The organism is Actinacidiphila bryophytorum (assembly GCF_016916835.1).
GTDB classification, from domain to species: Bacteria; Actinomycetota; Actinomycetes; order Streptomycetales; family Streptomycetaceae; genus Actinacidiphila; species Actinacidiphila bryophytorum.
The window spans coordinates 24,593-51,404 of the sequence record NZ_JAFFIX010000005.1 but is presented as its reverse complement, the minus strand read 5'-3'; the positions used below and the strand labels follow the sequence as shown (position 1 = coordinate 51,404).

Sequence of the window (26,812 nt, the reverse complement as noted above, 5' to 3'; positions counted from 1 at the left end):
GCGTCCGCGGGTAGGGGGTGGTCAGGCGTGGGAAGGGGTGTCGGCGTGGTCGACGATGCCGGTGCCGCCCTCCGCCTTGGCGCAGTGGCCGCCGCAGTACCAGTGGCCGTCGACCTCCACACCGTGTCCGATGATCTGCACCCGGCAGTGCTCGCAGATCGGCGCCATCCGGTGGACGGCGCACTCGAAGCAGTCGAAGACGTGCACCGCGCCCTGGGCGTGCACCTCGAAGCTCATCGCATAGTCGTTTCCGCAGACTTCGCATCGTGCCATGAGGCACAGGCTGCGATGGCCGGGCGGCCCGGGCAAACCGCGGGCGGGCGTGTTGCCCGGCTGCCACCCGGACGGCGGCGCGGACCCACCTGGCGGCCCGACCCGGGGGCCCGCCGGTCAGCCGTGGACGCCGGGCGCCGGGGTGACCGCCCTGAGCAGCTCGGTGAACTGCCGCTCGTCGATGACCGGCGTCCCGTACTCGCGGGCCTTGACCGCCTTGCCCGTCGGGGAGTCCGGGTCGTTGGTGACCAGCACACTGGTCAGCCGGCTGACCGAGGACGCCACATGCAGCCCCGCATCCGTCGCCCGGTCCTCCAGCAGCTCGCGGTCTATACCGGTGTCGCCGGAGAAGGCCACCCGCATCCCCTGGACCAGCGGCCCGTCCTGCGCCAGCCGCCCCGGGTTCGGATACGGGCACGCCGGGCGCTTGCGTGCCGGGCGCCAGCCCGAGCGCGGACCCGAGCCGTACAGCGCCCCGTAGCGCGGCGCGGGCACCGCAGGGTCCACCCACTCGGTCAGCGGGCGGCACGCGTGCAGCGGCAGCGGCAGCTCGGCCGCCGCCGCCAGGTGCAGGCTCGGCCGGAAGGCCTCGGCCAGCACCCGGGCGTCGTCCAGGGCGTGGTGGGCGCGCTGCTGGACCACCCCGTAGTGCGCGGCCAGCGACTCCAGTTTGTGGTTGGCCAGCGGCAGCCGCAGCTCCTTGGCCAGCACGATCGTGCACAGCCGGTGCTCGACCGGTGCGGCGGACTGCGCCCGCGCGTACTCCCTGGCCAGCATCGACCAGTCGAACACCGCGTTGTGCGCCACCAGGACGCGACCGGCGAGCCGTTCCGCCAGCTCGCCGGCGATCTCCGGGAAGAGCGGGGCGTCGGCGAGCATCGCCGAGGTCAGCCCGTGGATCCACACAGGACCCGGGTCGCGCTGCGGGTTCACCGGCGAATACCAGTGGTCCTGGACCTCGCCGCGGCCGTCCAGCCGGTAGACCGCGGCCGACACGATCCGGTCGTCCTTGCCGAGGCCGGTGGTCTCGACGTCGACCACCGCATAGCCCTCGGGATAGCCCGCGGGCCACGGTGAAGGAGGCGGCATGGCGGTGCGGTTGTCCAGCATGGTCACTGAGGATACGGCTCGGCGCCGACAGTGGATCATCCCGTCCGCCCGCCGGATGGCCGGGAGGCGTCGCCAGGTTGACGCGTACGCGACCGTACTAATCGGTAACAACATCTGGTGGGCGCCCGTGATGTGCCTCTATGGTGCGCGCATGCCCCAACTGCCCGATGTCGTGCTGTGGTCGATACCCGCATTCGTGCTGCTGGCCGTCGTCGAGATGGTCAGCTACCGCATTCACCCCGACGAGGACGCGGCCGGCTACACCGGCCCCGACACCGCCACGAGCCTTTCCATGGGCCTGGGGAGCCTCGTCACCGACGCGCTGTGGAAGATCCCGGTCGTCGCGATCTACTCCGGCGTCTACGCGCTCACGCCGCTGCGGGTGCCCGTCCACTGGTGGACGGTGCTGCTGATGCTGCTGGCGCAGGACTTCTTCTACTACTGGTCGCACCGCGGGCACCACGTCATCAGGATCCTGTGGGCCTGCCACGTGGTGCACCACTCCAGCCGCAACTTCAACCTGTCCACGGCGCTGCGCCAGCCCTGGACCAGCCTGACGTCGTGGCCCTTCTACCTGCCGCTGATCGCACTCGGCGTGCACCCGGCGGCGCTGGCCTTCTGCTCGTCGGTCAACCTCGTGTACCAGTTCTGGATCCACACCGAGCGGGTCGGGCGGCTCGCCCGCCCCTTGGAGTTCACCCTCAACACGCCTTCGCACCACCGCGTCCACCACGCCTCCCAGGGCAGCTACCTGGACCGCAACTTCGGCGGCATCCTCATCGTCTGGGACCGCCTCTTCGGCTCCTTCGCCGCCGAGACCGAACGCCCCGTCTACGGCCTGACGAAGAACATCACCACCTTCAACCCGCTGCGCGTGGCGACCCACGAATACGCGGCCATCGCCCATGACCTGGCCGCCGCGACAACCTGGCGCGACCGCCTGTCCCACCTGGTCCGCGGCCCCGGCTGGCACCCAACCCCCGCGGGCACGCCCACGGGGACGGCGGCGGGCACCCCCGCGCCTGCGGCGGGCGTTGCCGGCGCGCCAGCACCCGGCTCGGCGCCGGAGGCCGCCGCATGACGCCACCCGACTCCGCGGGCGGCCCGGCGACCGGCCCGGGGGGCGCGCCGACTGCGCCGGGCGCGTCTGCCGACGGACCGCCGGCTGCTGGCGCGCCCACGGGGACGGCGGCGGGCACCCCCGCGCCTGCGGCGGGCGGCGGAAGCCTGCCTGCGGCGGCACCCGACGCCACGCCCGACCTGACGGCCGGCCCGGGGGGCGCGCCGGCTGCGCCGGGCGCTGCGGGCGACCCGGTCGGGCGGCGGGCGCGGCTCGGTTGGCTGCGTGGTGCCGGGGTGACCGACCCCGCGGGCGGGACGGCTTGGGGATTGCGGCGGGTGCGGTCTGGGGTGGTTGTCGGGGTGTTCTGGGGGGTGGCGGTGGTGCAGTTGGTCGCCGTCGGGGGGGACTTCGGGGTGGTGCGGGGGGTCCGCAAAGGGCTGTTGATGCCGGTGCTGGCGCTGTGGGTGTGGGGGTGGCGGGGGCCGCGGGGGCTGGTGTGGGGGCTCGGGTGGGGGTGGGGTGGGGATGTGCTGCTGGAGGTGGGGGGCACCGTGGCCTTTCTGGCCGGGATGGGGTGCTTCGCTGCCGGGCACGTCTGCTACCTGAGGCTGTTCCGGCGGTACGGCGGGTTCGGCGGGCCGCGTGCCGCGGTGCGGGTGCGGTGCTCCGCATACGCGGTGGTGTGCGTCGTGCTCGTCGTCCTGCTGTGGCCGGGTCTCGACCCGGGGATGCGGGTGCCGGTGGCGCTCTACAGCCTGCTGCTGACCGCGATGGCGGCCGGGGCGTACGGCCTCGGCGCCGCGGCCCGGACCGGCGGTGCGCTGTTCCTGCTGTCGGACAGCCTGATCGCCACCGACCTGGCGGACTGGCCGCAGCTGCCCGGCCCCGGCGTGTGGGTCATGGCGACCTACGCGGCCGGCCAGATGCTGCTGGCCCTGGGCGTGCTCAGGGCCTCCGGCGGCGGTCCGCGCGCAGGGCGCCGAGGCTCAGGAGAGGGAGAGGTACCCGGCCCGGCCAGTGCCCGGGCAGTGCCGGGCGCGGCGGCGGGGGCGGGGCAGCGGTGACCGGGGCGGGCAGCCGGACGCTGCCGTAGGGGTGGCGGCGCGGCGGGAGCGGCGGGGTCTGCACGGCGGGTCCTCGCAGGGTTGCGGGGCGCCGGCGGGCAGCCGGCGGGTGTCGGCACGGTGTGCGCTGCACAACGAAGAGCCGCCGCCGCGGTGTCGCGGCACCCGCCCCGCCCCGGCGACTTCCGCCGGAAAGGGTGAGCACCCACCAGCGGTTTCAACAGTCTGTTGTAAAACGGCCCCGTTCGCGTACGCTGCCAGCGGTGTCCGCCGCCGGGAACGGCCCTGTCGGCGGCACGTCTTACGCTTGCAGGACCGGCGGCGAGATCCGGCGCCCTGAGGGAGGCGGAGCCCGTGCTCATCGACACCTACGGACGCATGGCCACCGACCTGCGCGTATCGCTCACCGACCGGTGCAACCTGCGCTGCACGTACTGCATGCCGGAAGAGGGTCTGCAGTGGCTGGCCAAGCCCGACCTGCTCACCGACGACGAGATCGTCAGGATGGTGCGGATCGCCGTCACCGACCTGGGCGTCACCGACGTCCGCTTCACCGGCGGTGAGCCGCTGCTGCGCCCCGGCCTGGTCGGCATCGTCGAGCGGTGCGCGGCGCTCGACCCGCGCCCCCGCCTGTCGCTGACCACCAACGGCATCGGCCTGAGCCGCACCGCCGACGCGCTGAGCGCCGCCGGTCTGGACCGGGTGAACGTCTCCCTGGACACCCTGCGTCCCGAGGTCTTCCGCACCCTGACCCGCAGAAACCGGCATGCCGACGTGCTCGCGGGCCTGGCCGCCGCCGCGGCCGCGGGCCTGACCCCGCTCAAGGTCAACACCGTGCTGATGCGCGGCGTCAACGACGAGGAGGCGCCCGACCTGCTGCGCTGGGCCGTGGGCCACGGCTACGAGCTGCGGTTCATCGAGCAGATGCCGCTGGACGCCCAGCACGGCTGGCAGCGCGCCGACATGGTCACCGCCGACGAGATACTCGCCGCCCTGCGCACCCGCTTCGACCTCACCGCGGAGGGCGAGACCGTGCGCGGCTCGGCGCCCGCCGAGCGCTGGCTGGTGAACGGCGGACCGGCCAGGGTCGGGGTGATCGGCTCGGTCACCCGGCCTTTCTGCCGGGCCTGCGACCGGACCCGGCTGACCGCCGACGGCCAGGTGCGCAACTGCCTGTTCGCCCGGGAGGAGTCCGACCTGCGCGGCCCCTTGCGCTCGGGTGCCTCCGACGCGGAGGTCGCCGCGCTGTGGCGGGCGGCGATGTGGGGCAAGAAGGCGGGCTCCGGCCTGGACGACCCGGCCTTCCTCCAGCCGGACCGTCCGATGTCGGCCATCGGCGGCTGAAAGCCGCTCAGCGGCTCACCGGCGGGCTACTGCTCGCCCGCGGCCACGCGACGCTCCCACTCGGCCAGCGCGACCACGTCCTTGAGGAAGCCGCGCATGCCGAGGAACTGCGTCAGGTGCTCGCGGTGCTCGTCGCAGGCCAGCCAGGTCTTGCGCCGTTCAGGGGTGTGCAGCTTCGGGTTGTTCCAGGCCAGCACCCACACGGCGGCGGTGCGGCACCCCTTGGCCGAGCAGATCGGCGTCTCGTCGTTCACGCGCCCCAGTAAACCCCACGCGTCCTGGTGCGGACATGGCGACGCCGGGCAGCCACGGGGGGAGCCGCCCGGCGTCGGTCCATCGCCCCGACGGGGGATGCGGAGCGCCTACGAAGTATGTCATGCACTGACGCGTTCGGGGGAGTGGAACGTCACCATTGATCTGAGCTTTTCTTGAGGTTCCGTTTCGGCGCCCCGGCCCCGCCGGGCCGCGGGCGCGGATCCCGGTGCCAGGTCAGGTGTTGTCGACCGGGTCGGCGAACGGCTCGGCCGCCCGTTCCGCCCCGGACTCCACTTTGGTCGCTTCGAGCACCGGCACGACCGGCGGCGGGATGTAGGCGGCCGGTGCGACGGGTGCGTTCTCCCGCCCGGCATTGGCGTAGACCACTGCGATGTACGGCAGCAGCAGGCCGACCACCAGAGTCGCCCAGGCCAGCGGGCGCTCCACATTCCACAGCACGACGGTGAGGATCACCGAGACCGTGCGGATCGACATCGAGATGATGTAACGCCGCTGCCGTCCGCGTACGTCCTCGGTCAGCCCGGCACGCGCCCCGGAGATCCGGTAGACCTCAGGCCCGCCCTGCTTCCGCATCGCATTCCACCGCCCGCTCGACAAGCCGGGCCGCACTGCTCACGGGTTGCAGCGCACCGCACCGGCTGGACACCACGGTACGCCGAGGACCGCCGCCGCATCAGAGTGGGGGAGGCGTGCGTCTTGCGCCGTACGGACCATGCTTGCCCCCGACATGCGGCGTAGCAGGACCGGGCGGAAACTGGCGGGACGAGTACCGGGCGCCGGCCGCCCGGTGACGAGGAGGTGGGCGGCATGGGCTGGCTCTGGGCGATCGTCGTCGGACTGGTGCTCGGTCTCATCGCGAAGGCGATCCTGCCCGGCAAGCAGACCCTGCCGCTGTGGCTCACGGTGATCTGCGGCATGGTCGGCAGCCTGCTCGGCAATGCCGTCTCGACCTGGATCGGCGTCAACGACACCAAGGGCATCGACTGGACCCGCCACGTCCTGCAGCTGGTCGGCGCGATCGTGATCGTCGCCGCGGGGGACGCCCTGTGGTCCGCCCGCAAACGCCGGCGCAGTACCACGACGGTATGAGCAGGACCGTCAGCCGGGCTGCACCCGCAGCCACTGCGGCGGCACGGGACCGGTCAGCCACACCCCGTTCGCACTGACCCGGAAGACGTGGCCCGCGGCGGCCAGCCCCGCCGCGTCCACCGCGAGCACCACAGGACGGCCGTGCCGTGACCCCACGCGCACGGCCGTCTCGACGTCCGCCGACAGGTGGACGTCCTGCCGCGCCATCGGCAGCAGCCCGTCCCGCAGGATCAGCGGCACGGTGGCCGCCGCCGTCCCGTGGAAGAGGACGTCCGGCGGCGCCGCGGGCTCCAGGCCCAGGTCCACCTGGACCGTGTGGCCCTGGCTCGCCCTGATCCGCCGGCCGTCCTCCGAGAAGGCGAACCGCCGCTTGTTGTTGGTGGCGACGACATGCTCCAGCTCCGCCCGGCTGAGCTTCCTGCCGTGCTCGGCGCACGCGGCGAGCAGCCGGTCCACATCGACCCAGCCGGCCTCGTCCAGCGCGAGCCCGATCCGCTCCGGCTGGTGCCGCAGCACCAGCGACAGGAACTTCGACGCCTTGACCGTCCGCTTCTCGTCCAGCACCTTCCCCGCCCCTCCTGTCCGCTCAGACCCCCTGGCTGACCGAACTCATGTTGAAGTCCGGGATCCGCAGCGCAGGTGCCGCCGCCCGGGTGAAGTAGTCGCTCCACTCGCGCGGCAGCGTCCGCTCGCTGCGGCCCGCTTCGACCGCCCGGCCCAGCAGGTCGACCGGCGACTCGTTGAAGCGGAAGTTGTTCACCACACCGGTGACCTCGCCGCCCTCGACCAGGTAGACGCCGTCCCTGGTCAGACCGGTCAGCAGCAGCGTCGCCGGGTCGACCTCGCGGATGTACCACAGGCAGGTCAGCAGCAGGCCGCGCTCGGTGCCGGCCACCATGTCGGCCAGCGACCGGGTGCCGCCGCCCTCCAGGACCAGGTTGTCGGCGGCCGGCGCCGACGGCAGCCCGGTCAGCGCCGCGCTGTGCCGGGTGGTCGGCAGGTGGCGCAGGGTGCCGTCGCGCAGCCAGTCCACCGGGCCGACCGGCAGCCCGTTGTCGAAGACCGAGGACTCGTCGCCCGAGGCGTGCGCGACCACGAAGGGCGCCGCCTCCAGGCCCGGTTCGCCCGGGTCGCTGCGCAGCGTCAGCGGCAGCGCCGACAGCTTCTCGCCCACCCGGGTGCCGCCGCCCGGCTTGCTGAAGACCGTACGGCCCTCGGCGGCGTCCCTGGCGCCCGACGACCACAGCTGGTAGATCATCAGGTCCGCGACCGCCGACGGCGGCAGCAGCGTCTCGTAGCGCCCGGCCGGCAGGTCGGTCTTCCGCTCGGCCCAGGCCAGCCGCTGCGCCAGCTCGGCGTCCAGCGCCAGCGGGTCGACGTCGGTGAAGTCCCTGGTGGCCGCGCCCGCCCAGGCCGACCGCGTACGGTCAGGCGACTTCGCGTTGACCTCAAGGGTGCCGGTCGGCTGGTCGTGCCGCAGCCGCAGCCCCGCGGAGGTCCCCAGGTACGTCGAGGTCACCGAGTGGAAGGCGAAGCCGTACAGCTGCCGCCCGCCGGCCCGCGCGGTCGCGAAGGCCTCACCGAGCGCGGGCGCGAAGGCCGCGAAGACCTCGGAGGCGGTCTCGGCGGGCGCGTCGGTGAAGTCCGCGGACTGCGGCACCCCGGTCACCAGCGGCTGCGCGTCCTCGGCGGGGCCGGCCTCGCGGGCCGCGGCCTCGGCGGCCCGCACCAGCGGCTCCAGCTCGTCGGCGGTCACCGCGGACCGCGACACCACGCCGGAGGCGGCGCCCTGGCCGCCGTCCACGGTCGCGATCACCGTGAGGGTGCGGCCGCGCGTGACGCCGTTGGTGGTCAGTGCGTTGCCGGCCCAGCGCAGGTTGGCGCTGGACTCCTCGTCGGCGATGACCACGCAGCCGTCCGCGGTGGACAGTTCGAGGGCCCGCTCGACGATCTCGTGCGGCTTGGTGGTCATCGCCCCGCCTCCTGGGTGGTGTTCAGAATGTTGACGCCGCGGAAGAGCGCGGAAGGGCAGCCGTGGGAGACCGCAGCGACCTGGCCCGGCTGGGCCTTGCCGCAGTTGAAGGCGCCGCCCAGGACGTAGGTCTGCGGTCCGCCGACCGCCTCCATCGACCCCCAGAAGTCGGTGGTCGTCGCCTGGTAGGCGAAGTCCTTGACCTGGCCGGCGAGGCGGCCGTTCTCGATGAGGTAGGCCCGCTGGCCGGTGAACTGGAAGTTCATCGCAGGGTCGGGGGGCATACCGCTCTGATCGGCGACTGTGCAGGTCAGGGTGTTTTCCACGGTGTGCCCTCAATCCCTGTTCATACTGGTTGAAACCGGACTGTACGGGGTCTGGTGTCGACCTGGTGTCAACCTCCGGGGCCGTCCGCGTGCTGCGTGCGGCGGCCCCTGGGGGTCAGTGGATCAGGGTTGAGACTACCCACCGGGCGTATGGCAGGGGGCGACAATTTTCCTTGATCGGCAGCCGAGGCGCGCGCCACCCATTTGCCGGATGGCCGGGTCGGGCACCAGTCAGACGGTCGGCGTCTCCTTTTCGAGGGAAACACGGCTGGGCGGCGCAACGGGCCGGTGCCGACGCCGACTACGCCACGCGACGCCCCGTCGCTTCACCGCCCTGACGATCTTCTCCGCAAGCTCTCCGGCGATCATCTCAGCAAGAAACTTGACAACTTGCCCAATCAGCCAGAGCACTGCCCGTAGTAGCGCTCCGATCACCTCGTCCACAGACCCCCCTCTGCTCCGCCCCGTGGCAAGCGTACGTGTCAAGCGCGCGACTCCGACCTGCATCCGCCCACGTCGACGGCCGTAGGCCAGTGTTGGTTGGTCCGTGGAGGTACGGACTATCGTCGTTTCCGGCGCGCGTCACGTGTGGCCGGTGCTCGCGCGACGGTAGAGGGCACACGATTGGGGAACCCGTACAGCCATGGCGTCTGACTCTGACCTCGGTTCAGGTGCGCAATTCACGTCGGCTGCCGCGGCCCGGGTGATGGCCTCCGCCTGCCGGGCGGCCGGGCTGGACGCCAGCGGCGCGGCGCCGATCCGGCTGGGGGAGAACGCGCTGTACCGTCTGGCGGCCGCACCGGTTGTGGTCCGGGTGGCTCGGGGACCCGCTTTCCTGCCGTCTGCGCGTAGGGAGGTCGCGGTCTCGCGGTGGCTCGCGGACGAGGGATTCCCGGCCGTCCGGGTGGTGGAGGACATCGAGCAGCCCTTGATGGTCGAGGAGCACCCCGTGACCTTCTGGCACCTGATCGAGGATGCCGGGCGACCCGCGACGTACGGGGAGTTGGGCTCCGTTCTCCGCGAACTGCACTCCCTCACCCCTCCGGCCAACCTGGGCCTGCCCCCCTTCGATGCCTTTGGGCGTGCTGACCGTCGTATCGAGATGGCCGAGGGCATATCGGATGACGACCGGGTGTTCCTGCGCAAGCGACGGCGGGAGCTGGCGGACCTCCTGGCGGGGCTCGCCTTCGACTCCGGTACGGGACCGGTGCACGGGGACGCGCACACCGACAACCTGATGGTCGACAGGGACGGGCGCCTGCACCTGATCGACCTGGAGAACTTCTGCCTCGACCGGTCGGAGTGGGACCTTGTGGTGTCCGCCCACGAGTACGACCGGTTGGGCTGGGTGTCAGCAGACGAATATTCGGCGTTCGTCCGCGGGTACGGGCGTGACCTTCGCGAGTGGTCCGGGTTCCGCGTGCTGTCCGCCGTCCAGGAGTTCAAGATGACCACCTGGCTTATGCAGAACATCGCGGAGGGTCCGCATATCGCGGCTGAGGTGAGGAACCGCCTCACGTCGCTACGGGACGACGAAGCGCCGCGGAGCTGGGAACCGTACTGACCGGGGACCGAGGGGCTACTCGTCCAGTTCGGCGCGCGCCATGGCCACCTTTTCGGTGAACTCGGCCACGGCCGGGATATCGGTGTAGCCGCTGATTTCCCGCTGGAAGTCCTCGACGTAGCGGACGAAGCGCGCGGACTGCAACGACTCTCCCTCATCCACCGCCAGGCCGGCCGTCGAGAGAGCGCCCTCAAGGTCGCCGTTGAGCAGCTGGCTCTGCGCGAGCACCATCCGGCAGAAGCCGAGCGTCCGGGCGTACTGTGCGTCGGTCTGCGCAACTGCCTGTGCCGCGAAGCGAAGCGACTCCGCTGGCCGCTTGAGGTCGCGGAAACAGTGACTGAACTCGCCGATGATCTCGGCTTCATCCACGTAGGCGAGGTATTCGGGGTCCTGCGACGTCCCGGCCCTTTCGAAGTACCTTTCGGCGTCGTTCATGGCCCGGGACGCGCCTGCGAAGTCCTGGGCGTTGGACAGGGCTCGGGCCTCGTGAGCGGCGAAGATTGCCTGTGCGCGCGGCGTGGCCTGACCGCGACCGCCTTCGATTGCGGCTCGTGCGAGTTGGGCGGAGCGGACTGTGTGCCCGAGGTAGTTCGCCTGGTGGCTCATGTTCGCGAGGATGGTCGCACCCAGTAAGCGGTCATCGATGACCTGCGTGAGTCGTAAGCCCGAGAGGAAGTACCGATGCGCCAAGGCGTGATCGCCGATGTCGTAGGCGGTCCAGCCCAGGACTTCGGCGATTTCCGCAGCAGCGCCGAACAGGGCGACCCCTACCTTCTCGCTGTAGCCGGCGCTCAAGAGCGGCAGCACCTCATGCCGGAAGTAGTGCCGCAACGCCGCATGGCCATGACCCCCTCCGTAGAGGAAGTCGAGTCGGCTGAACATGCCGGCTGCGGTGCGGATAGCCAGCACCTCACGCATGCCTACGCGGCGACTTCCGGCCACGTCGGCGCTGATCCCGTCCGGCCGAGAGACCATCCAGGACAGCACAGCGGAGTTGACGTCGCCGTCGCCAACGACCAGACCCGTGACAGAGGTGGACCCCGGAACCTCCTGCGTCAGGCTGTCGAGTGCGCTCAAGGCGTCGGACAGCGCAACGGGGTACGCAGGGTGCGGGTGGCGGATCGGAGGGTCGGTGCCGAGGAGACCCAGATCGGCGGCGCTCACTCGCCTGGCGAGCTTCGCACTCAACGCATCCGCCATGATGGCGGCGGTCTTGGGTTGGATGCCTGCCCCGTCGCGCCAGCGCTGCACGGAAACATGGGTCGTGCCCAGAGAGGCACCCCGCTGCGCCGCAAGGTCCCGCATGCGCTTGGCGAGGCCCTTGTTGGACACCTTGGCCTCTGCCATGAACGCGATTAATCGTTCGTTGGGCTCTCGGCTCATACCTTGAATCCCTCGCTCACAACCTGTGGCCATGGTGGCACAGGTGGCTGAGGCGGGGGGTTCATTTGTGAACCCCCCGCGTCGCGCCACGTGTTCACGTGAACCCCTCGATGAACACTCCCGCGCCTGCGTCCCGCGGCATTGACTGGCCGTCATTGGGCATCGCCCCACACTCGGCACGCAGGAAGGCCAGGCCCCATGACCGAATCCGTCTACTCGTCCACCGACCCGTTTCCCGACGCGCCGACCGCGGGCGGCGTCGCGCTGCGACTTCTTCCGTGGTCCGGCGAGGACGGCAGGCCGTGCTACCTCAGCACGGACGACGAGAAATCGTCGTATCTGTCGCGGTTGGCGGACAACCTTGAGGCGGTACAGCTCGGCATGGCCGAGAAACTGCTGGGCTATGTGGCGGAGGCCACGAAGGGCGAAAGCCCCTCGGAGACCGAACTCCGCTCGATGGTGGCGCCGTTGAGCCAGGCCCTGCGGGATGTCCTGCGCGTCGCCCACAGCCGGGGCAAGCGTCTGCCCGTGCTCGACGACAAGGCGAGCGCCGAGGCGAGTGCTGTGATCGACCGGGAGATCATCCGGTGAGTCCGGCCGCGAGCAAACGCCTCAGCCCACGGAGGCTCCACCAAGAGCCCGCAGCCGTGACCTGGGCGCGCGAGAAGGCCGGCTTGACGAAGCGGGCGCTTGCCCAACGGGTGGGCATCTCCGAACAGCTCATGGGCGAGATCGAATCCAGCTGGCGCAGTGCCACCCCGGCCAACCTGGCAAAGATCGCCGAAGCGCTGAACTGCCCCGTGGTCTTCCTGGAGCGCAAGCGCGCTGAACCTGTCCCGGTTCCGGCCGAGGCTTTGGAGTAGCGACAACCGAAAACGCGACCGGACCACCCCAGTGCCTCGACAGCGGGGGGTGGTCCGGCGGAGATCCGCGAGCGAACCCCGGTGCCGATGGTACCGGGGCGCTCACCGTGCCTCGATCCAACTGGCCGACTGCACAGCAGAGTTGACCGACTGAGGCGGGGAAGGGTGTTCGCGGATGAGCGGCACGAGCGATGAGTTCGACCTGGAGGAGACACAGTGGGTCCCGGGCGTCGACTACGTCGGCGGATGGCGCGATGCCAAGGACGCCTGCGACGAGTTGCTGGCAGCGGTGTCGGACACGTGGCCGGAGGCGGAGGACGTGACGGCGTCCGCTCAGTCAGTTTCAGACGGCTCGGCGCTGATCCACCTCCGCATCCCACCAACGACCGCCCGCAAGCTGGCCACCCTGATCCGCATTACGGCGGGCGACTCCAACAACCGGCGTACGGAGCCCTGAACCGAAGTTCTAACGGCAACGATCGATTTGGTCACACAGACATTGGAAGGTCCGCAATGGCGTGCTTGAGATCAGTTACTTCTGCTGCTGTGCTACAGCTCGACCTGACAAGACCGGCTGATCACGAGATCTAAGCCTCGCAGGATACCGAGGTCCAGGGAAGGCAAGCCTGCGGTCGCATCGGCTACGGGACGCTTGTCTAGGATCAGCCGACTTCGTTGCTTACGCCTGTTAGACGGCGTGAATTGGCCACCATATTTTTTTGGCTTATATCAGAAATTTTTTCCTTGTCGCTTGCGCTTAGCTGTATCTTCTTGCTCTACGCATCCAGGATCGACGGATGCGCACTTCCTAATTCAATCCCTACAATCGCCGACTCCGCGGCGGTTCTTTCACCAGCGCTTATGGTCCCATTTAAGAGTTGTAGGTTAGGAAAGCTTTCGCCGAGCGCTCTAAAATCTTCCACTCCGAATATCTTACCTGACCTACGGTGAGAGGTGTTCATAATACTCACCCGGCTCACCTGCGGCCAGGAGCCATTAAAGTTCAATAGACTGGGGAGCGAATCTCTCTCTATGCTCAGAGCATTAAGATTCGGGAGTTGATTAGCTTCAGCCCAATCTTCTTCCGTAAGTTTCTGAAATCCAGCGATCTTGAGGTCCTCAACAGTGATAAAATCACTCAAACCTCGGAGTCCAGTGTCGGCGAGAGTTCCATCAGAGAAGGAGATTCTACGCAGCGACGCCTCACGAGGTAGCACTGATAGATTATTCCCTGGAATCTTTTGCAGTATGCTCAGGTGATCAATGCGGCGCATGGATTTCAGGCCGCTCATTTTATTCAGTAATCCGTCCATGTCGTTTAAGCTCAGCTCTTCAAGCGGAAGGTCGTTGATCGGCGTCAAATCATTTACCAGAGGGCACTTGAAGAGAAAAAGCGACTTCAATTCAGGACATTCGGACAGAAAATCCAGACCATCAATGACATCATTCGCGTGAATTCCAAATCTACGGAGAATTTCGCGATTCAAGACCTCAATCCAGAGGTCTTGCCCAAAGTCTCCATTGGCAATTAGCGCCCGCCGGCCTCCGATCTCCTTGAGGAATCTTAGTTGCTCCTCTGTCTTTACCCATATCAACTCATCTTCGGGGAGGTTGGTGATGATCTCTTGACCGTACGCTCGTGTATCAAAATTCGACCACCCTCTCGCCAATTGATCGCGAGTCTCCGGAGCGTAGTGATTCCTGTAGGAGGCGAGCAGGGGAATTGCGGCATCAGTGCCAATGAGTGAGACCGTATTTATCACGGCTCTAACTTGGTTTGAGCTGAGGCCTTCTGGCCCAGGGAGCAGGTCGAGAACCATGAGCCCTGCGCTCGCCAGGTCTTCAGCCTCCTGGTAGCTTCCAGGAGGGATAATCTCACTAGCCCGCTTTTCGACTTCTAGGCGGATTGCAGGGCTTAATTCTGTAGCCTGCTCCAGGCAAGCCATCGCAAGCAAATAAATGCGTGTTTTGTGGCGCTTTACCCGATCTCCTCGCTTGATAAGTTTATTGAGAAGGCGCACTCTTTCGGCAGGGTAGGCGTGAGCCACGGCCATCCGTACGACATCTTCCCATTGGTCGTGATGGGCATTTTTCACCATCAGATCAAAATCGCGTTCCTCTACAGCGGCCTTCGCTCCCAAGTAGTCCTGAAACGTCCGATGAACAAAATCCGTAACACCATCTGTAGGTTCTCGAAGAAGGCCACTTCGGAGGAGTAGGTACGCGTACACCCTTCGTGCGTTTCCAAGTTGCGCCAAGACGGGCATGGCTGAAAGTGAGCTTTCGATGATGCCAATGGCATCTGAGCGATCCATTTCCACTTGCCCGTTGCGGATCAACCAATAAGCTAGTTTTTGGAGAAGCTGAACCTGCGTTTCTTCTGAGATTTGTACATCTAGATCTCGCTCGCGATCTCGACGGGCCAGAAGCATAGAAAGAGCCGCGTCATACAGCTGCTTTCTGCCGGGCGGAAGATAACCTCTTCTGTCGCGATGAAGTGCGCAAATCAGTCCACACATTAGGGGGTTGGTGGCCAGGCGTCCTAGATCTTGTTTAGCCCTCAGAGCGCTGAGGAGGCTCTCTTGATAACCGGTCAGTCGTGAAATTTCTTCAGCATCGCGACACGTCGTAGACGCGGCGCTGTGCCATCTCCGTACAAATGTGGCGACATCCCTGTGGTTCATCGGAGACAGACTGAGTTCGACAAAATCCTCCGACTCGAGCCAATCGTCAGAAACCGCAGAAGGTCGTGATGTAACCAGCCAGGAATTTCCCGGGAATGCCGTAATTAGCTCACGCAGCCAGATCTTGACTCGCTCGCGATCTGCTTCAGATATCTCATCAAGGCCGTCTACTAAAATGAGACCCTGCTGCGCCGAAAGTACCCTTTCAGTCCACCCTTGCGGTTGCAGACCGGAGAGGGGGTTTCTGGCCGAGGTGAGGAAGCTATCGGGCAGGGGAAGTGACGAATTCCGGATAAGTGTCCGCAGGGGGAGAATGAAAGGGATGCGGCTGTGTAGATGTCGAAGCCCACCGTTAAACTCTCGCTTCGCTGTCGATACAGCTAGCCACTGAACGAGGGTTGTCTTTCCGGAACCCGCTACCCCTCGTAGGAGGATACGGTCGTGGCCTTCAAGTGCTCTATCAGCCGGAAGTACAGATTGAGATTTTTCCAACCCTCCCCGAGTATTGTTAGCCTCTCGCTTCGATCCTCTGTAATCCGTTGCTTCGAGACTTAGATAAGCAGCATCGAGTGGCCACTCTGCGTGAGATTGATCGTTTAAATCAATTCCGAAAATTGTCAAAGTACCGAATTTAGTTGCGATGTACCCTCTGTATCGCTCCTCAAATATATGATCGGGCGACATGGCTTCGGGTATGGATACATACTCTGGATTTCCATCTTCGTCTAGAATTGCCTTGAAGTGAGGGTCATTGCAGAACTCAGACACTGGAGTTGCCTCGACGCGACCATGCTGCCAGTTCGCTGGATCGTGGCCGACAACCCCTACGATCACGTCACTATAAAATAGCGCAGCGCCCGAGAAGCCTGACCACGGTGAGGAGGCATCGTCTCTTGAGGGGGGTGTATGGGTACTGTCTAGTACGCATTTCCTGCTCAGTAGATTTGAGCCTGGCTTCAGAGTTCCTACAAGTTGTTCACTATCAAGCTGGCCCCTAGCGTTTCGCTGTGCTTGAGGAAAACCAATTGCCTGACAACTTGGAAGAGGGGTCAAAGAAGTAATCGAACCGAGGCGTACATCTGGAAGGGCGACTGTATGGTTGAGTATCGGCTGATGTGCAATTAGTAGGGCAGCGTCGCATCGTTCGTCATGCCGAATCCATCCAACATCGCAAGTCACCTTCTCGATTCCCGGTAGTGCGACGCGAACATCCGTTTTGTCGGCGACAACGTGGGCGGCGGTGAGGATTAAACGTGGGGTCAGAAGGTAGCCGCTTCCCTGTCGTCCTCCAGCGAAAACTGCGGCTATGCGTTCCCGTGTAGGGCCAAGATACGGCAGCATCAATCGTCCCCCTTGAACTTACTAGCGTCACCCTCTGACTCGTTCGAGATTTCCCAGCCGCTTTTTGTCGTGGAATTTTTTGGCTTGAGGGTAAAGGCTACTTTTTGAACGCGCGTGTTTGCGACGGATCCCTCGGCGGATATATTTGCGATCCACGCCTTAACTCCGGCTCGCCCCTGGAAGTCGCGGCGGAGTTCGACGGAAAATTCCATTTGAATGTCACCCACTTCGAAGTGCAGTGGTGACCCGCTACCACGGCTGGCCGCAACCAGGAGACCATCTCGGACTGCTTCTACGGCGTCAGCTAGCTCGATGTCATCAGCAGGTGAAGTCACCCTACTAGGGTATGGGCAGGCGACCCTGTGATGGTGCCAGTTCAGAGAATCAGCCTCGTCACTATGAGCACGCCGTGCACAAGAGACCCAAGAGCTGATTGCTCAGCAGTCAGCGTTGCAGGCCAGCTGCCCAACTCCGCTGTCGCTCCTCCAGCGAAATGACCGTCCTGAAGTTGAAGCGGAAGACGAGCTGGCAGGCGTGGACCTGCCCTGTGTCTGGAGAGGGGAGCTCCTTGGTGGCAAGGGTCACCTGACTGTTGGGCTTGGCGTTGCAGGTATCTCAGCCGTGTTGTAGACCCGCACCTTCATAAGCTTCCATCCCGTCTGCCGTCGGCCCGCACACCTGTGGAGCGGGCGTGGTTCAGGGCGTCAAGGTGGAGCGCCCCGCTGGACGAACGACCTTGACGCCCTGGGCCGCGACTGCTCGGCTTGCCCGGGTCGATGGCAGGTGGGATGGGAGCACCCCCCGCTCACCACGACGAACGTGCAGACGCCGACGGGTTGGGGCCATCTCGGAGCCTGAGCGCCCCCGCCGGAGGCATCGTCTTGGCCCCGGCTGTGCGAGATCACCTCATGCCACCGGCCAGCCCACCGCGGGCGCGCGCGGCGTCGGCCGGGCCGAGCGGGGCGGAGACAGGAGCGACGGCGCGGCCGGACGCCGGACGCGCGCCCGGCGGAGCGGCAGCGACGCCGGGTGCCTTGAGGAAGTGGAGACAGATTTCGACGGGCCGTCGGGTCAGGTGCGGGTGGCGCGGAGCTTGGGGGTGGGGTCCGGGGTGATGCGGTAGGCGAGTTGGGCGCGGTCGGCGCTTGTGCGGAGGACTTCGAGGATGAGCGGGTGGTCCTTGGTGCCGTGGGTGACGCGGGTGGTTTCCAGGAGGGGGGTGGCGTCCTGGAGCTGGAGCGAGGTGCGCTCGTCCGGGAGTGGCATCCGTGCGCGGACGGTCTCCGACCACCAGAGGGTGTGGCCGGCTGCGGCTAGCAACGCGTAGATGCGCGCGGGCTCGGTGCCCGGGTGCTCCGCCAGGTCGGTTCCTTCGGCGGTGGCGAACGGGATGAGCGTCTGATGCAGTACGCGGGTGGCCGTGGTGGTGTCGATGAGCAGGCGGTCGACGCCGAACAGCGCTTCATCTTCCCTGAGGCCCAGTTGAGGGCCGGTGACCGCGTTGGTGTGGGTGCGGTAGATGTGAGGCTCTTCGACCTCCTCCCACTCGGCGGCGCCCTCGGTGGTGAAGGCTCCGCCGTCGTCCTGGCTCACCGACCGATCGATGGTCACAACCGGGGATGACGCGCCTCGGACGAAACTGCCTTTGCCGTGGATGACCTCAAGGAGCCCTTCGGAGCGGAGGGCCGCGACGGCGTTACGAACCGTGGGGCGGGAGACCTGGTAGCGCTCGATGAGTTGGGCTTCGGAGGGGAGCGGGGCTCCGGGCGGGTACTCGCCGGATGCGATGGCGTCGCGGATCGCGGCGGCCACCTGGCGGTAGAGCGCCCCCGGGCGCTGGATCTCTGACATGCCGCTCCCCTTGTCCGCGTGGTGCGCTCTGTGTCGCTCACGTCACTCGTCAGCATAAGTGCTTGCGTTCGGCCGTCAAGGCTTGCATAGTCATCACTCGTTAGTACGAGTGACGTCAGCCCGAAGTTGACGTCTGAGGGCCGAGGAGGCCGAGCACGCATGCAGTCCATACCTGTGGACACGACTCGCTTGGGCGTACTGAGGTGCGCCGTCGAACCCGAGGCGAAGATCAGCAACTTCGACACGCAGGAGGTCAAGAAGGACAGGGACGGCAACACGATCTACACCGTGGGCGTGATGGTCCGGCAGGAAGGGCGCCGGGTCTCGGTGATCGAAATCTCGGTCACCGGGGAGCCCCGGGGCGTCACGGAGGGCACCGAGGTCCGGGTGACCGGGCTGGAGGCGTTCGCCTGGTCGATGGGGGACCGGCACGGCATCAGTTTCCGGGCTGCCGCCATCACTCCCGTTCCGCCCGTGCCCGCGCCTGCCAAGTCCGGTGGTGGTGCCTGATGGGACAGTCGATTCTCTTAGCCGCCGGTCTGGCCGTGCTGGCGTGGCTCCTGGTCGTCTCGCGGCAACTGCGGGACCGGCGTCCGGAGTGGTTCTGGTACCTGACCGGCTTCGTGCCGGCGGCCATGCGGGTCATGACCACTTGGCGGAGGGTGGCCCGGGTCAACGACCTGGCCGTGTCCTACGGGCCGAACCAGCGGGCACTCGGTGGCCTGATCGTCAGGGGCACGCCCTTACGGTTGCGGTTCCCGCGGCTGACGGGTATCCGGCCGCTGCCCAACGGCCTGGCCGTGCGGGTACGGCTGCTGCCGGGGCAGACCCCGGCGGCGTTCGTCGAGGCCGCGGACGCCATGGCACACGCATGGCGCATGTTCGCCGTGCGGGTGGTGTCGCCTCGGCGCGGCGTCGTCTTGATCAGTGCGACGGCGAGCGATCCGCTGGAAAACCCGCGCCTGCCCCGGGGTGCGACCGGCGTCCCGCTGCTGTCGGCGGTCGTCGGTGCTCTGGAGACCGGCGGCGCCTGGGTGGTCGACTTCCGCCGCGAGCCTCACTGGCTCGTGGTCGGTGCGACACGCTCGGGTAAGTCCACGCTCCTGGCCCGGCTCGTCGTGCAGCTCGCTCCACAACCGGTCGCGCTGGTGGGAGTGGACTGCAAGGGCGGCATGGAACTGGGCCTCTTCCGCCGGCGACTGTCGGCGTTGGCCACGTCCCGCCCGGAAGCGGTGGCACTGTTCGGGGCGCTGGTTGTCGAGGTTCAGCGGCGTATGAAGGTGTGCCGTGCGGCCGGTGCCCGGTCCATCTGGGAACTCCCCAACGAAGAACGACCCCTGGCAGTCGTCGTCCTGGTCGACGAGATGGCGGAGCTCTACCTCACCAACGGATCGCGCGACGACCGCGCGGAAGCCGAGCAGTGCTCGACCTACCTCCTGCGGCTGGCCCAGCTCGGCGCCGCCTTGGGCGTCCACCTGGTCATCGCCGGTCAACGCGTCGGCGCCGACCTCGGCCCGGGAGTCACCGCACTGCGCGCCCAGCTCGGCGGACGCATCTGCCACCGCGTCAACGACCCCGGCACCGCGGAGATGACCCTCGGCGACCTGCACAAGGACGCCGTTGCCGTCGCCCAGAGCATCCGGGCCGACGAACAGGGAGTGGCCGTCACGACCGCGGGCGCGGCCGGTTGGGTACGGGCTCGCTCTCACCTGACAGCCCCCGCCGATGCCGCCCGGCTGGTCGACGCATACGCCGATCGGACACCGCACCTTGCCTTCCTGGACAACGCGATGGAAGCAGGTGACCCCTCATGACGACATGGTCCATCCCGCTCGTGGCCGTCTTCGGACTCGTGTCCTTCCTCCTCGTCCGCGGTCGCGACGTACGGGCCTGGGAAGCCGTTGTCCTGGCCCTCTTCGGCTACTACCTCGCGGCATCGCCCGTCAGCGGCGACATCTCCGCGAGCGTCGACTGGCTGCTCCACGGCTTCCTCCACACCTGACGACACAAGGACACACATGCCTATGAGCCGCGTCCGCTGCCCGGCCTGCAAGGGCGAGGGAGCACGTACCACCTGGACGGGAAGGCGCCGCCGCTGCCGCATCTGCCGCGGCGCCGGCTCCATCCGCTGACCAGTCCGGCACACACAGATCCAGCCGAGCAAGGAGTGATCGCCATGAAGGACCCCCACCCACCATCCAGCCGAGCCGCCTCGGCGGCCCACCCCGGAAGGTCCCCACCACCATCACCACTGAACACACCTCGGCTGGCAGGCGTGCCGTGCTTGCACGTGCGGCACGCCTGCGTCAGCTCAGCGAAACCGACCGCGACATCCTCCGCCTCGCCAACCACCCCCAGTTCGACCGCTGGCTCCAGCAGATCACCGCAACAGGCGGCTGCGCCCACCCCATCCACCTGTCCGGTACCACCACCACCCGAGACGCCCTGACCGGGGAAGTCCTCCACCACTACGACACCGCCGACGAACCGTACGAACGCCTCTCCGTCCGCTGCCGCAACCGCCGGGCCACCGTCTGCCCCTCCTGCTCCCGACTCCACGCCGGAGACACCTACCACCTGGTGCGCGCCGGCCTCATGGGCGGCAAGAACATCCCGACCGGTGTCCGGCAGCACCCCCGGCTGTTCATCACCCTCACAGCCCCCAGCTTCGGCGCCGTCCATCGCGCGGCAACCGCCGAACGTCCGATCTGCCGCCCGCACAGGCGCGCCGTGTCGTGCGAGCACGGACGACCGACCTCATGCCGTGAGGTGCACGACGATCCCACCGACCCGAGGCCCGGGCAGCCGCTTTGCCCCGGCTGCTACGACTACACCGCCCATGTCCTGTGGCACGCCCATGCCGGCCGCCTCTGGAAGGCGTTCACCGACAACCTGTACCACCACCTCGCTGCACAAGCGGGCCAGGGGCGTACCGCGCTGCGACGCAGCGTGCGCATCTCCTATGCCAAGGTCGCCGAGTACCAGCGGCGCGCGGCGGTCCATGTTCACGCGGTGTTAAGAGCGGACGGTGCGGGCGGGGCCGAGGACCTTCCGCCGTCCTGGGTCGACGCACCCGGGCTTGCCGATGCCGTACGCACCGCGGCCGCCGTCGTACGCCTGACGGTCCCGTACGCCCGCGGCCTCGGAGAGTACGAGCTGCGATGGGGCGCCCAACTCGACGCCCGGCCGTTGCGCGCCGCGACCGGCCATGACGCGTTGACCGATGACGCGGTGGCGGCCTACGTGGCGAAGTACGTCACCAAGGGCGCGGCGGACACGGGAGCCGGCACGGACCACCCCGTCAGAAGCCAGGAGGACATTGCGGCTGCCGCCGTCTGCCCGCACGTACGCGCCCTCATGGCCGCCTGCTGGCGCTTGGGCGGCCTTGCCGAACTGGAACACCTGAGGCTCCGGGAATGGGCACACAGCCTCGGCTACCGCGGCCACATCCTCACCAAGTCGCGCCGCTACTCGACCACGTACGCCGCCCTTCGCTCCGATCGTGCCGACCATACGAGCGGTGAGACCGAGGCGGGCGTGAGCGGCCCGGACGCGGTGACGGAAGCGGCCTGGCGCTACGTCGGCTCCGGCCACACTCCCGGCGCCGCCCAACTGGCGGCCGGAATCGCCGAAGACCTCGCGCGCTCCCGGCACCTCTACGCGGAGGCGCAAGCGGATCGCGAATGGGGGCGGCAGTGGTGAGAGGCGGCAGCAACCTGCTCATGACGCCGGAGGAGGCAGCCGCGGAGTTGGGCGTCACGAAGCGGGTCCTCATGGACTCGTACCGGCGCTGGGGCATCCCGTACCTCAAGGTCGGCAAGCATGTCCGGTTCCGAACTCGCGATCTGCACAACTGGGTTGAGGCTCGGATGCAGGCTCACTAGGCTCACAGCCAGAGCCACTAACCCATCAACATGTGGAGGATCAACAAACGTGGCGACGATAAAGAAGGAAGAGTGCTCCTGCCCGCGCCGCAAGAAACCGACCTGCCCGCACAAGCCCTACCGGGTCTCGTACCGGGAGCCAGGAGGCAGGGCGGGCAAGCCCCGGCAGGTGTCGTTCAAAAAGCTCGACGACGCGGAGGCGTTCGCGGTCAAGGTCGAGCGGGACAAGGACCTGGGGACGTACATCAACCCCAAGACCGGGCAGCGGACGTTCGAGGCGGTCTGGCGTGAGTGGGTCGAGGCGGGAACGCTCGAAGAGTCCTCGAAGCGGAACTACCAGAGCGTCTACGACAACCACTACGGGCCGTTCTTCGGGACCAGGCCCATCGTCAGCATCACGCCGACGACCGTCCAGGAGTGGGAAGCCGACCAGAAGAGCCGGGGCTACAAGGAGACCGGGATCAACGGGCGAAAGAGCGTCCTGTCGTCCGTCTTCAACTACGCGGTGGCGGCCGAGATCATCGGCCGTAACCCCTGCAAGAAGGCGAACCCCCGGCGGCGTCCGGGGCAGCCGCTTACGCCGGTCACCGACGCCGACATCCCCAGCATGGAGGAGGTCCTGGGGATCATCGCCGAGGCTCCCAAGCTGATCCGGGCCGGCTTCTGGGCCATGGCAGGTTGCGGTGTGCGGCCGGGGGAGTCCCTGGCGCTCTCAGATGAGTCGATGGACTGGGAGAACGGCATCCTCGCGGTGGACCACCAGGTCTCGGCCTACGGCTGCCAGGAGATCTCCGGCAGCCGCCGCGGGGTGAAGCGGGGTACGAAACACCGCACCTTCGACGAAGCACGAAGGACGCCGGTACCCGATTCGATCAAGGAGTTGTTCAGCGACCACATCGACGCGTTCGGCACGTGGGGCGATCGGGGCTGGTTCTTCGAGTCCCCTCGGCTGAGCGACCGGCACCCGTCCTACGACTGGTTCCTCGACCAGTTCAAGGCTGCGGCCAAGCAGGCGGGAACCCCGCAGTACACGCCCAAGAGCTTCCGGCACTTCTTCGTGTCGGAGGCCATCCACGCGGACATCCCGCTCTTCGAGGTCGCCGCGTGGGTCGGGCACCGGACCACTCGGACCACTGAGCTGGTCTACGGGCACCTCGTGCGGCGGGCCATGAGCCGGGGGAGCCGGACCATCCACAGCCGCCTGGGGCTGAAGCTGGAGCCCTTCAAGGGCCTCATCGTCCCGCCCTCGCTGACTCCCGGAGAGGGAGACACCGAGGACTGGGACGACGTGGCGTAGTGGCGTTCGCTGTGATGGCGTGCAGACCTGGTGCAGACTTCGGGCCGCGAACGGCTTCCGCCCGCTGCCTGTCAGCTGCGCCCCGCCTCCTGGGTGGTGTTGAGGATGTTCACGCCGCGGAAGAGCGCGGACGGGCAGCCGTGGGAGACCGCGGCGACCTGGCCCGGCTGGGCCTTTCCGCAGTTGAAGGCCCCTCCGAGCACGTAGGTCTCGGGGCCGCCGACCTGCTCCATGGACCCCCAGAAGTCGGTGGTCGTGGCCTGGTAGGCGAAGTCCTTGACCTGGCCTGCGAGGCGGCCGTTCTCGATGAGGAAGGCCCGCTGACCGGTGAACTGGAAGTTGTAGCGCTGCATGTCGATCGACCAGGAACGGTCGCCGACCACGTACAGGCCGCGTTCGACGCCGCCGATCAGCTCGTCGGTGGACGGGCCGTCCGGCGCGGGCTGCAGCGAGACGTTCGCCATCCGCTGGACCGGGACGTGTCCGGGGGAGTCGGCGTAGGCGCAGCCGTTGGAGCGGTCGAAGCCGGTGAGCCGGGCGATCCGCCGGTCCAGCTGGTAGCCGACCAGGACACCGTCCCTGACCAGGTCCCAGGCCTGGCCGGCCACGCCCTCGTCGTCGTAGCCGACGGTGGCCAGGCCGTGCTCGGCGGTGCGGTCGCCGGTGACGTGCATCAGCGGGGAGCCGTACGTGAGGCTGCCGAGCTGGTCGAAGGTCGCGAAGGAGGTGCCCGCGTAGGCCGCCTCGTAGCCCAGCGCCCGGTCCAGCTCGGTGGCGTGGCCGATCGACTCGTGGATGGTCAGCCACAGGTTGGACGGGTCGACCACCAGGTCGTACGCGCCCGCCCGTACCGAGGGCGCGCGCATCTTCTCGGCCAGCAGGCCGGGGATCTCGGCCAGTTCCGCGTCCCAGTCCCACACGTCGCCGGTCAGGTACTCCCAGCCGCGGCCGACCGGCGGCGCCAGGGTGCGCATCGAGTCGAAGCCGCCGGTGCCGGGGTCGACGCTCACCGCGGTCAGCTGCGGGTGCACCCGCACCCGCTGCTGGGTGGTCGTGGTGCCCGCGGTGTCGGCGTAGAACTTGTTCTCGTGCACGGCGATCAGCGACGCGTCGGCGTGCGTGACCCCGTCGGCGGCCAGCAGCCGGCTGCTCCACTCCGCCAGCAGCCCGGTCTTGTCCGCGTCCGGCACCTCGAAGGGGTCGGTCTCGTACGCCGACACCCAGGTGCGGTCCGCGTGCACCGGCTCGCCGGCCAGCTCCACCCGTTCGTCCGAGCCGGCCGCCGCGATCACCTGGGCGCTCAGCTTGGCCATGGCGACGGCCTGAGAGGCGACCTTCGCCGCCGCGTCCATCGTCAGGTCCACGCCCGAGGCGAAGCCCCAGGCGCCGCCGTGCACCACCCGGACCGCATAGCCCAGGTCCGTACTGTCCGAGCTGCCCGCGGGCCGCGCGTCCCGCAGCCGCCAGGCCGCGCTGCGCACCCGCTCCAGGCGGAAGTCGGCGTGGTCGGCGCCGAGCGCACGCGCTCTGGCCAGCGCCGCGTCGGCGAGCGCCCGCAACGGCAGCGCGAGGAATGACTGATCGACCTCATGAGGCACGGCGAACTTCCCTTCGCATCAGCGTGTCCGCAGTGAATCATGTCCCGCGGTCGGTCGGCCGCGCCACAGCATTGCTTCGGCACCCGTAGTTTCATTTATGGTCATTTCCTGGCGTGATGCCCTGTCAGCCGGTCCCGTTGTCCGCATTTCGGAGCGTCAAGGGACATACGACATCGCGAACTTGTTCGGTCCGCGAGCCCTGGCTAGAGTCGGCCGCCATGACCGCAGACCTCTCCCTCATCCGGAGCAGCTTCACCGCTGTCCAGCCCCACGGCACACAGGTGACCGAGTACTTCTACGAGCACCTCTTCGCGAACAACCCGCAGGTACGCCCGCTGTTCGCGACCCACCTCGACGAGCAGCGCGACCGCCTGTGGGCGGCGCTGGGCGCGCTGGTGTCCAACCTGGAGAACACCGAGACCCTCACCTCGATGCTGCAGAACCTCGGGCGGCGCCACGCCGGGTACGGCGCACTGGCCGAGCACTACCCCGCCGTCGGCGCGAGCCTGATAGCCACCCTCCAGCACTACGCGGGCGACGCGTGGACCCCCGCCGTCGAGGAGTCCTGGACGGCGGTCTACGGCGTGATCAGCAGCACCATGGTCGCGGCCGGCGACTCGGTCTCCAGTTGACGAACCCGTCGGCGGCTTTCCCGGGCGAGCCGCCGACCTGTCCGACATCCCGGAGGTCACGTCAGATGCCAGCCACCGGAGGGTGGTCGTGAGCGACTCCCATCCACTGCGGGACTCCTTCGCCCTCGTCGGCAAGTCCGGCGACGAGGTGCCGCGGTACTTCTACTCCTATCTCTTCCTGATCGCGCCCGAGGTCCGGCCGATGTTCCCGGTGGCCATGGGCATGCAACGCGACCGGCTCGTGGCGGCGCTCGGCCGGATCGTCGCGGACGCGGACGACCCGGAGAAGCTCGTCCCCTTCGTCCAGCAGCTGGGCCGCGACCACCGCAGGTACCAGGTGGTCGCCCAGCACTACGAGGCCGTGGGGCAGGCGCTGCTGGCCACCCTGGCCTACTTCCTCGGCGAGGCCTGGACCCCGGAGCTGCAGCAGGGCTGGACCGACGCCTACACCCTGGTCGCCCGCACCATGGTCCAGGCAGCCGAGGCCGACAGCGCGGTGAACCCGCCCTGGTGGAACGCCGAGGTGGTGCGGCACGAGCAGCGCGGGTTCGACCTCGCGGTCATCACGCTGCGCCTGGAGCAGCCGATGGCGTACGCCGCCGGGCAGTCGGTGATGCTGGAGGCCCCGATGCTGCTGCCCAGCGTCTGGCGCTCCTTCACCCCGGCCAACGCCTCGCGCACCGACGGCATCATCGAGCTGCACGTGCGGGCCGTCGACGGCGGCCTGCTCAGCCCCGCCCTGGTCTACCGGCTGCGGCACGGCGACGTGCTGCGGCTGGGCGCCCCGGTGGGCGACCGGCTCGGCCTGCCGGTGTCCGAGGGGCGCGACCTGGTGCTCATCGCCGGCGGCACCGGGCTCGCCCCGCTGCGCGCCCTGATCGAGGAGATCGCCTGGCACGGCCCGCAGCGCCGCGTCGACCTCTTCTTCGGTGCGCGCGACTCCCACGGCCTGTACGACATGCCGGCCCTGACCCGGGCGGCACAGGCCCACCCGTGGCTGCGGATCACACCGGTCAGCGGTGCGGACGCCGGCACCTTCGAGAACCGCAGCCTGGCCGGCCCGGTCCTGCGGGCGGCCGCATGGCGCGAGCGCGCCTTCTACATCTGCGGCTCGCCCGCCATGGTCTCGGCGACGGTGCGCGACCTGGCGAACGCAGGCATCCCCCACGACCTGCTGCACTTCGAAGACGTTCGGTGA

The 26,812-nt window shown here is 68.0% G+C and carries 27 protein-coding genes and 2 pseudogenes; 16 read left to right on the top strand and 13 right to left on the bottom strand.

Annotation, left to right across the window (positions count from 1 at the left end):
- Positions 1-21: 21 nt before the first annotated feature.
- Together JT723_RS09535 and JT723_RS09530 are read right to left on the bottom strand one after the other, a co-directional pair.
- Entirely contained in the window at positions 22-273 is a 252-nt protein-coding gene (locus JT723_RS09535; protein WP_205044086.1) for a metallothionein, read from the bottom strand.
- A 117-nt stretch (positions 274-390) separates the two neighbouring features.
- On the bottom strand, positions 391-1,383 hold the full coding sequence (locus JT723_RS09530; RefSeq protein WP_240165361.1) for a DEDDh family exonuclease: 993 nt from the start codon (positions 1,381-1,383) through the stop codon (positions 391-393).
- A gap of 151 nt (positions 1,384-1,534) precedes the next feature.
- Between JT723_RS09530 and JT723_RS09525 the strand changes: the two genes are divergently transcribed.
- From JT723_RS09525 to moaA, 3 genes are all read left to right on the top strand, one after another.
- Complete coding sequence (locus JT723_RS09525; protein WP_205044084.1) at positions 1,535-2,464, top strand: sterol desaturase family protein; 930 nt, start codon at positions 1,535-1,537, stop codon at positions 2,462-2,464.
- A 341-nt stretch (positions 2,465-2,805) separates the two neighbouring features.
- Positions 2,806-3,510 carry a lysoplasmalogenase family protein gene (locus tag JT723_RS34990; RefSeq protein WP_307863948.1) on the top strand — a complete coding sequence of 235 codons (705 nt, stop codon included), beginning with the start codon at positions 2,806-2,808 and terminating at the stop codon, positions 3,508-3,510.
- A 354-nt stretch (positions 3,511-3,864) separates the two neighbouring features.
- Positions 3,865-4,854, top strand: a complete 990-nt coding sequence (gene moaA, locus JT723_RS09515; RefSeq protein ID WP_205044082.1) for a GTP 3',8-cyclase MoaA — start codon at positions 3,865-3,867, stop codon at positions 4,852-4,854.
- A 26-nt stretch (positions 4,855-4,880) separates the two neighbouring features.
- Here moaA and JT723_RS09510 read toward each other — a convergent pair whose 3' ends face one another.
- Entirely contained in the window at positions 4,881-5,108 is a 228-nt protein-coding gene (locus JT723_RS09510) for a hypothetical protein (RefSeq protein WP_205044081.1), read from the bottom strand.
- Positions 5,109-5,343: 235 nt separating this feature from the next.
- Positions 5,344-5,703, bottom strand: coding sequence for a DUF3099 domain-containing protein (locus tag JT723_RS09505; protein WP_205044080.1), 360 nt, complete (start codon positions 5,701-5,703; stop codon positions 5,344-5,346).
- A gap of 234 nt (positions 5,704-5,937) precedes the next feature.
- Between JT723_RS09505 and JT723_RS09500 the strand changes: the two genes are divergently transcribed.
- Positions 5,938-6,219, top strand: coding sequence for a GlsB/YeaQ/YmgE family stress response membrane protein (locus tag JT723_RS09500; protein WP_205044079.1), 282 nt, complete (start codon positions 5,938-5,940; stop codon positions 6,217-6,219).
- 9 nt (positions 6,220-6,228) lie between these two features.
- Here JT723_RS09500 and JT723_RS09495 read toward each other — a convergent pair whose 3' ends face one another.
- The 3 genes and pseudogenes from JT723_RS09495 to JT723_RS09485 all read right to left on the bottom strand — a co-directional run.
- Complete coding sequence (locus tag JT723_RS09495; RefSeq protein WP_205044340.1) at positions 6,229-6,780, bottom strand: RNA 2'-phosphotransferase; 552 nt, start codon at positions 6,778-6,780, stop codon at positions 6,229-6,231.
- 25 nt (positions 6,781-6,805) lie between these two features.
- Positions 6,806-8,191 carry a metallopeptidase TldD-related protein gene (locus JT723_RS09490; protein WP_205044078.1) on the bottom strand — a complete coding sequence of 462 codons (1,386 nt, stop codon included), beginning with the start codon at positions 8,189-8,191 and terminating at the stop codon, positions 6,806-6,808.
- Positions 8,188-8,457, bottom strand: a pseudogene (locus tag JT723_RS09485) (metallopeptidase TldD-related protein); the annotation flags it as partial. The gene JT723_RS09490 and the pseudogene JT723_RS09485, both read right to left, overlap by 4 nt.
- Before the next feature lie 703 nt (positions 8,458-9,160).
- Here JT723_RS09485 and JT723_RS09480 point away from each other — a divergent pair.
- Entirely contained in the window at positions 9,161-10,081 is a 921-nt protein-coding gene (locus JT723_RS09480) for an aminoglycoside phosphotransferase family protein (protein ID WP_205044077.1), read from the top strand.
- Positions 10,082-10,096: 15 nt separating this feature from the next.
- Here JT723_RS09480 and JT723_RS09475 read toward each other — a convergent pair whose 3' ends face one another.
- Positions 10,097-11,464, bottom strand: a complete 1,368-nt coding sequence (locus JT723_RS09475; protein WP_205044076.1) for an NsdA family TPR-like regulatory protein — start codon at positions 11,462-11,464, stop codon at positions 10,097-10,099.
- Positions 11,465-11,662: 198 nt separating this feature from the next.
- Between JT723_RS09475 and JT723_RS09470 the strand changes: the two genes are divergently transcribed.
- The 3 genes from JT723_RS09470 (at position 11,663) to JT723_RS09460 (ending at position 12,784) form a co-directional block, all read left to right on the top strand.
- On the top strand, positions 11,663-12,055 hold the full coding sequence (locus tag JT723_RS09470) for a hypothetical protein (protein ID WP_240165360.1): 393 nt from the start codon (positions 11,663-11,665) through the stop codon (positions 12,053-12,055).
- A gap of 56 nt (positions 12,056-12,111) precedes the next feature.
- Entirely contained in the window at positions 12,112-12,327 is a 216-nt protein-coding gene (locus JT723_RS09465; RefSeq protein WP_251512927.1) for a helix-turn-helix domain-containing protein, read from the top strand.
- Positions 12,328-12,502: 175 nt separating this feature from the next.
- Entirely contained in the window at positions 12,503-12,784 is a 282-nt protein-coding gene (locus JT723_RS09460; RefSeq protein WP_205044074.1) for a hypothetical protein, read from the top strand.
- Positions 12,785-13,103: 319 nt separating this feature from the next.
- Here the strand turns inward: JT723_RS09460 and JT723_RS09455 are convergent, their stop codons facing one another.
- From JT723_RS09455 to JT723_RS09445, 4 genes and pseudogenes are all read right to left on the bottom strand, one after another.
- Entirely contained in the window at positions 13,104-15,845 is a 2,742-nt protein-coding gene (locus JT723_RS09455) for an NACHT domain-containing protein (RefSeq protein WP_251512929.1), read from the bottom strand.
- An 18-nt stretch (positions 15,846-15,863) separates the two neighbouring features.
- Positions 15,864-16,352: pseudogene (locus tag JT723_RS36395) on the bottom strand (trypsin-like peptidase domain-containing protein); the annotation flags it as partial.
- On the bottom strand, positions 16,352-16,687 hold the full coding sequence (locus JT723_RS09450) for a trypco2 family protein (RefSeq protein WP_205044072.1): 336 nt from the start codon (positions 16,685-16,687) through the stop codon (positions 16,352-16,354). The gene JT723_RS09450 and the pseudogene JT723_RS36395, both read right to left, overlap by 1 nt.
- A gap of 736 nt (positions 16,688-17,423) precedes the next feature.
- Positions 17,424-18,203, bottom strand: coding sequence for a GntR family transcriptional regulator (locus JT723_RS09445; RefSeq protein WP_205044071.1), 780 nt, complete (start codon positions 18,201-18,203; stop codon positions 17,424-17,426).
- Between the two features lie 159 nt (positions 18,204-18,362).
- Here JT723_RS09445 and JT723_RS09440 point away from each other — a divergent pair, with 159 nt between their 5' ends.
- The 6 genes from JT723_RS09440 to JT723_RS09415 all read left to right on the top strand — a co-directional run bounded on the left by JT723_RS09440 (position 18,363) and on the right by JT723_RS09415 (position 23,384).
- The gene (locus tag JT723_RS09440) at positions 18,363-18,713 is read left to right on the top strand and encodes an SCO3933 family regulatory protein (protein WP_205044070.1); all 351 of its coding nucleotides are present in this window, start codon (positions 18,363-18,365) and stop codon (positions 18,711-18,713) included.
- Positions 18,713-20,017: an FtsK/SpoIIIE domain-containing protein gene (locus JT723_RS09435; protein ID WP_205044069.1), complete on the top strand. Its 1,305-nt coding sequence runs from the start codon at positions 18,713-18,715 to the stop codon at positions 20,015-20,017. Before JT723_RS09440 ends, JT723_RS09435 begins: the two co-directional genes overlap by 1 nt.
- The gene (locus JT723_RS09430) at positions 20,014-20,205 is read left to right on the top strand and encodes a hypothetical protein (RefSeq protein WP_205044068.1); all 192 of its coding nucleotides are present in this window, start codon (positions 20,014-20,016) and stop codon (positions 20,203-20,205) included. The genes JT723_RS09435 and JT723_RS09430 overlap by 4 nt, the downstream gene beginning before the upstream one ends.
- Positions 20,206-20,483: 278 nt before the next feature.
- On the top strand, positions 20,484-21,905 hold the full coding sequence (locus tag JT723_RS09425) for a replication initiator (RefSeq protein ID WP_205044067.1): 1,422 nt from the start codon (positions 20,484-20,486) through the stop codon (positions 21,903-21,905).
- Positions 21,887-22,087 carry a helix-turn-helix domain-containing protein gene (locus tag JT723_RS34985; protein ID WP_307863946.1) on the top strand — a complete coding sequence of 67 codons (201 nt, stop codon included), beginning with the start codon at positions 21,887-21,889 and terminating at the stop codon, positions 22,085-22,087. The genes JT723_RS09425 and JT723_RS34985 overlap by 19 nt, the downstream gene beginning before the upstream one ends.
- A gap of 49 nt (positions 22,088-22,136) precedes the next feature.
- A complete protein-coding gene (locus tag JT723_RS09415; protein WP_205044066.1) occupies positions 22,137-23,384 on the top strand; it encodes a tyrosine-type recombinase/integrase in 1,248 nt (415 codons plus the stop codon).
- A 71-nt stretch (positions 23,385-23,455) separates the two neighbouring features.
- On the opposite strand, the gene JT723_RS09410 is transcribed toward JT723_RS09415, so the two are convergent.
- Complete coding sequence (locus JT723_RS09410) at positions 23,456-24,982, bottom strand: TldD/PmbA family protein (RefSeq protein ID WP_205044065.1); 1,527 nt, start codon at positions 24,980-24,982, stop codon at positions 23,456-23,458.
- A 218-nt stretch (positions 24,983-25,200) separates the two neighbouring features.
- Here JT723_RS09410 and JT723_RS09405 point away from each other — a divergent pair, with 218 nt between their 5' ends.
- A complete protein-coding gene (locus JT723_RS09405; protein ID WP_205044064.1) occupies positions 25,201-25,614 on the top strand; it encodes a globin family protein in 414 nt (137 codons plus the stop codon).
- An 88-nt stretch (positions 25,615-25,702) separates the two neighbouring features.
- Positions 25,703-26,812, top strand: coding sequence for a globin domain-containing protein (locus JT723_RS09400; RefSeq protein ID WP_205044063.1), 1,110 nt, complete (start codon positions 25,703-25,705; stop codon positions 26,810-26,812).

Coding starts and splice junctions, on each gene's coding strand:
- JT723_RS09500 (WP_205044079.1), top strand. CDS start 5,938: ATGGGCTGGCTCTGGGCGATCGTCGTCGGACTGGTGCTCGGTCTCATC.
- JT723_RS09470 (WP_240165360.1), top strand. CDS start 11,663: ATGACCGAATCCGTCTACTCGTCCACCGACCCGTTTCCCGACGCGCCG.
- JT723_RS09490 (WP_205044078.1), bottom strand. CDS start 8,191: ATGACCACCAAGCCGCACGAGATCGTCGAGCGGGCCCTCGAACTGTCC.
- JT723_RS09475 (WP_205044076.1), bottom strand. CDS start 11,464: ATGAGCCGAGAGCCCAACGAACGATTAATCGCGTTCATGGCAGAGGCC.
- JT723_RS09440 (WP_205044070.1), top strand. CDS start 18,363: ATGCAGTCCATACCTGTGGACACGACTCGCTTGGGCGTACTGAGGTGC.
- JT723_RS09430 (WP_205044068.1), top strand. CDS start 20,014: ATGACGACATGGTCCATCCCGCTCGTGGCCGTCTTCGGACTCGTGTCC.
- JT723_RS09525 (WP_205044084.1), top strand. CDS start 1,535: ATGCCCCAACTGCCCGATGTCGTGCTGTGGTCGATACCCGCATTCGTG.
- JT723_RS09505 (WP_205044080.1), bottom strand. CDS start 5,703: ATGCGGAAGCAGGGCGGGCCTGAGGTCTACCGGATCTCCGGGGCGCGT.
- JT723_RS09480 (WP_205044077.1), top strand. CDS start 9,161: ATGGCGTCTGACTCTGACCTCGGTTCAGGTGCGCAATTCACGTCGGCT.
- JT723_RS34985 (WP_307863946.1), top strand. CDS start 21,887: ATGGGGGCGGCAGTGGTGAGAGGCGGCAGCAACCTGCTCATGACGCCG.
- JT723_RS09435 (WP_205044069.1), top strand. CDS start 18,713: ATGGGACAGTCGATTCTCTTAGCCGCCGGTCTGGCCGTGCTGGCGTGG.
- JT723_RS09535 (WP_205044086.1), bottom strand. CDS start 273: ATGGCACGATGCGAAGTCTGCGGAAACGACTATGCGATGAGCTTCGAG.
- JT723_RS09405 (WP_205044064.1), top strand. CDS start 25,201: ATGACCGCAGACCTCTCCCTCATCCGGAGCAGCTTCACCGCTGTCCAG.
- JT723_RS09530 (WP_240165361.1), bottom strand. CDS start 1,383: ATGCTGGACAACCGCACCGCCATGCCGCCTCCTTCACCGTGGCCCGCG.
- JT723_RS09460 (WP_205044074.1), top strand. CDS start 12,503: ATGAGCGGCACGAGCGATGAGTTCGACCTGGAGGAGACACAGTGGGTC.
- JT723_RS09445 (WP_205044071.1), bottom strand. CDS start 18,203: ATGTCAGAGATCCAGCGCCCGGGGGCGCTCTACCGCCAGGTGGCCGCC.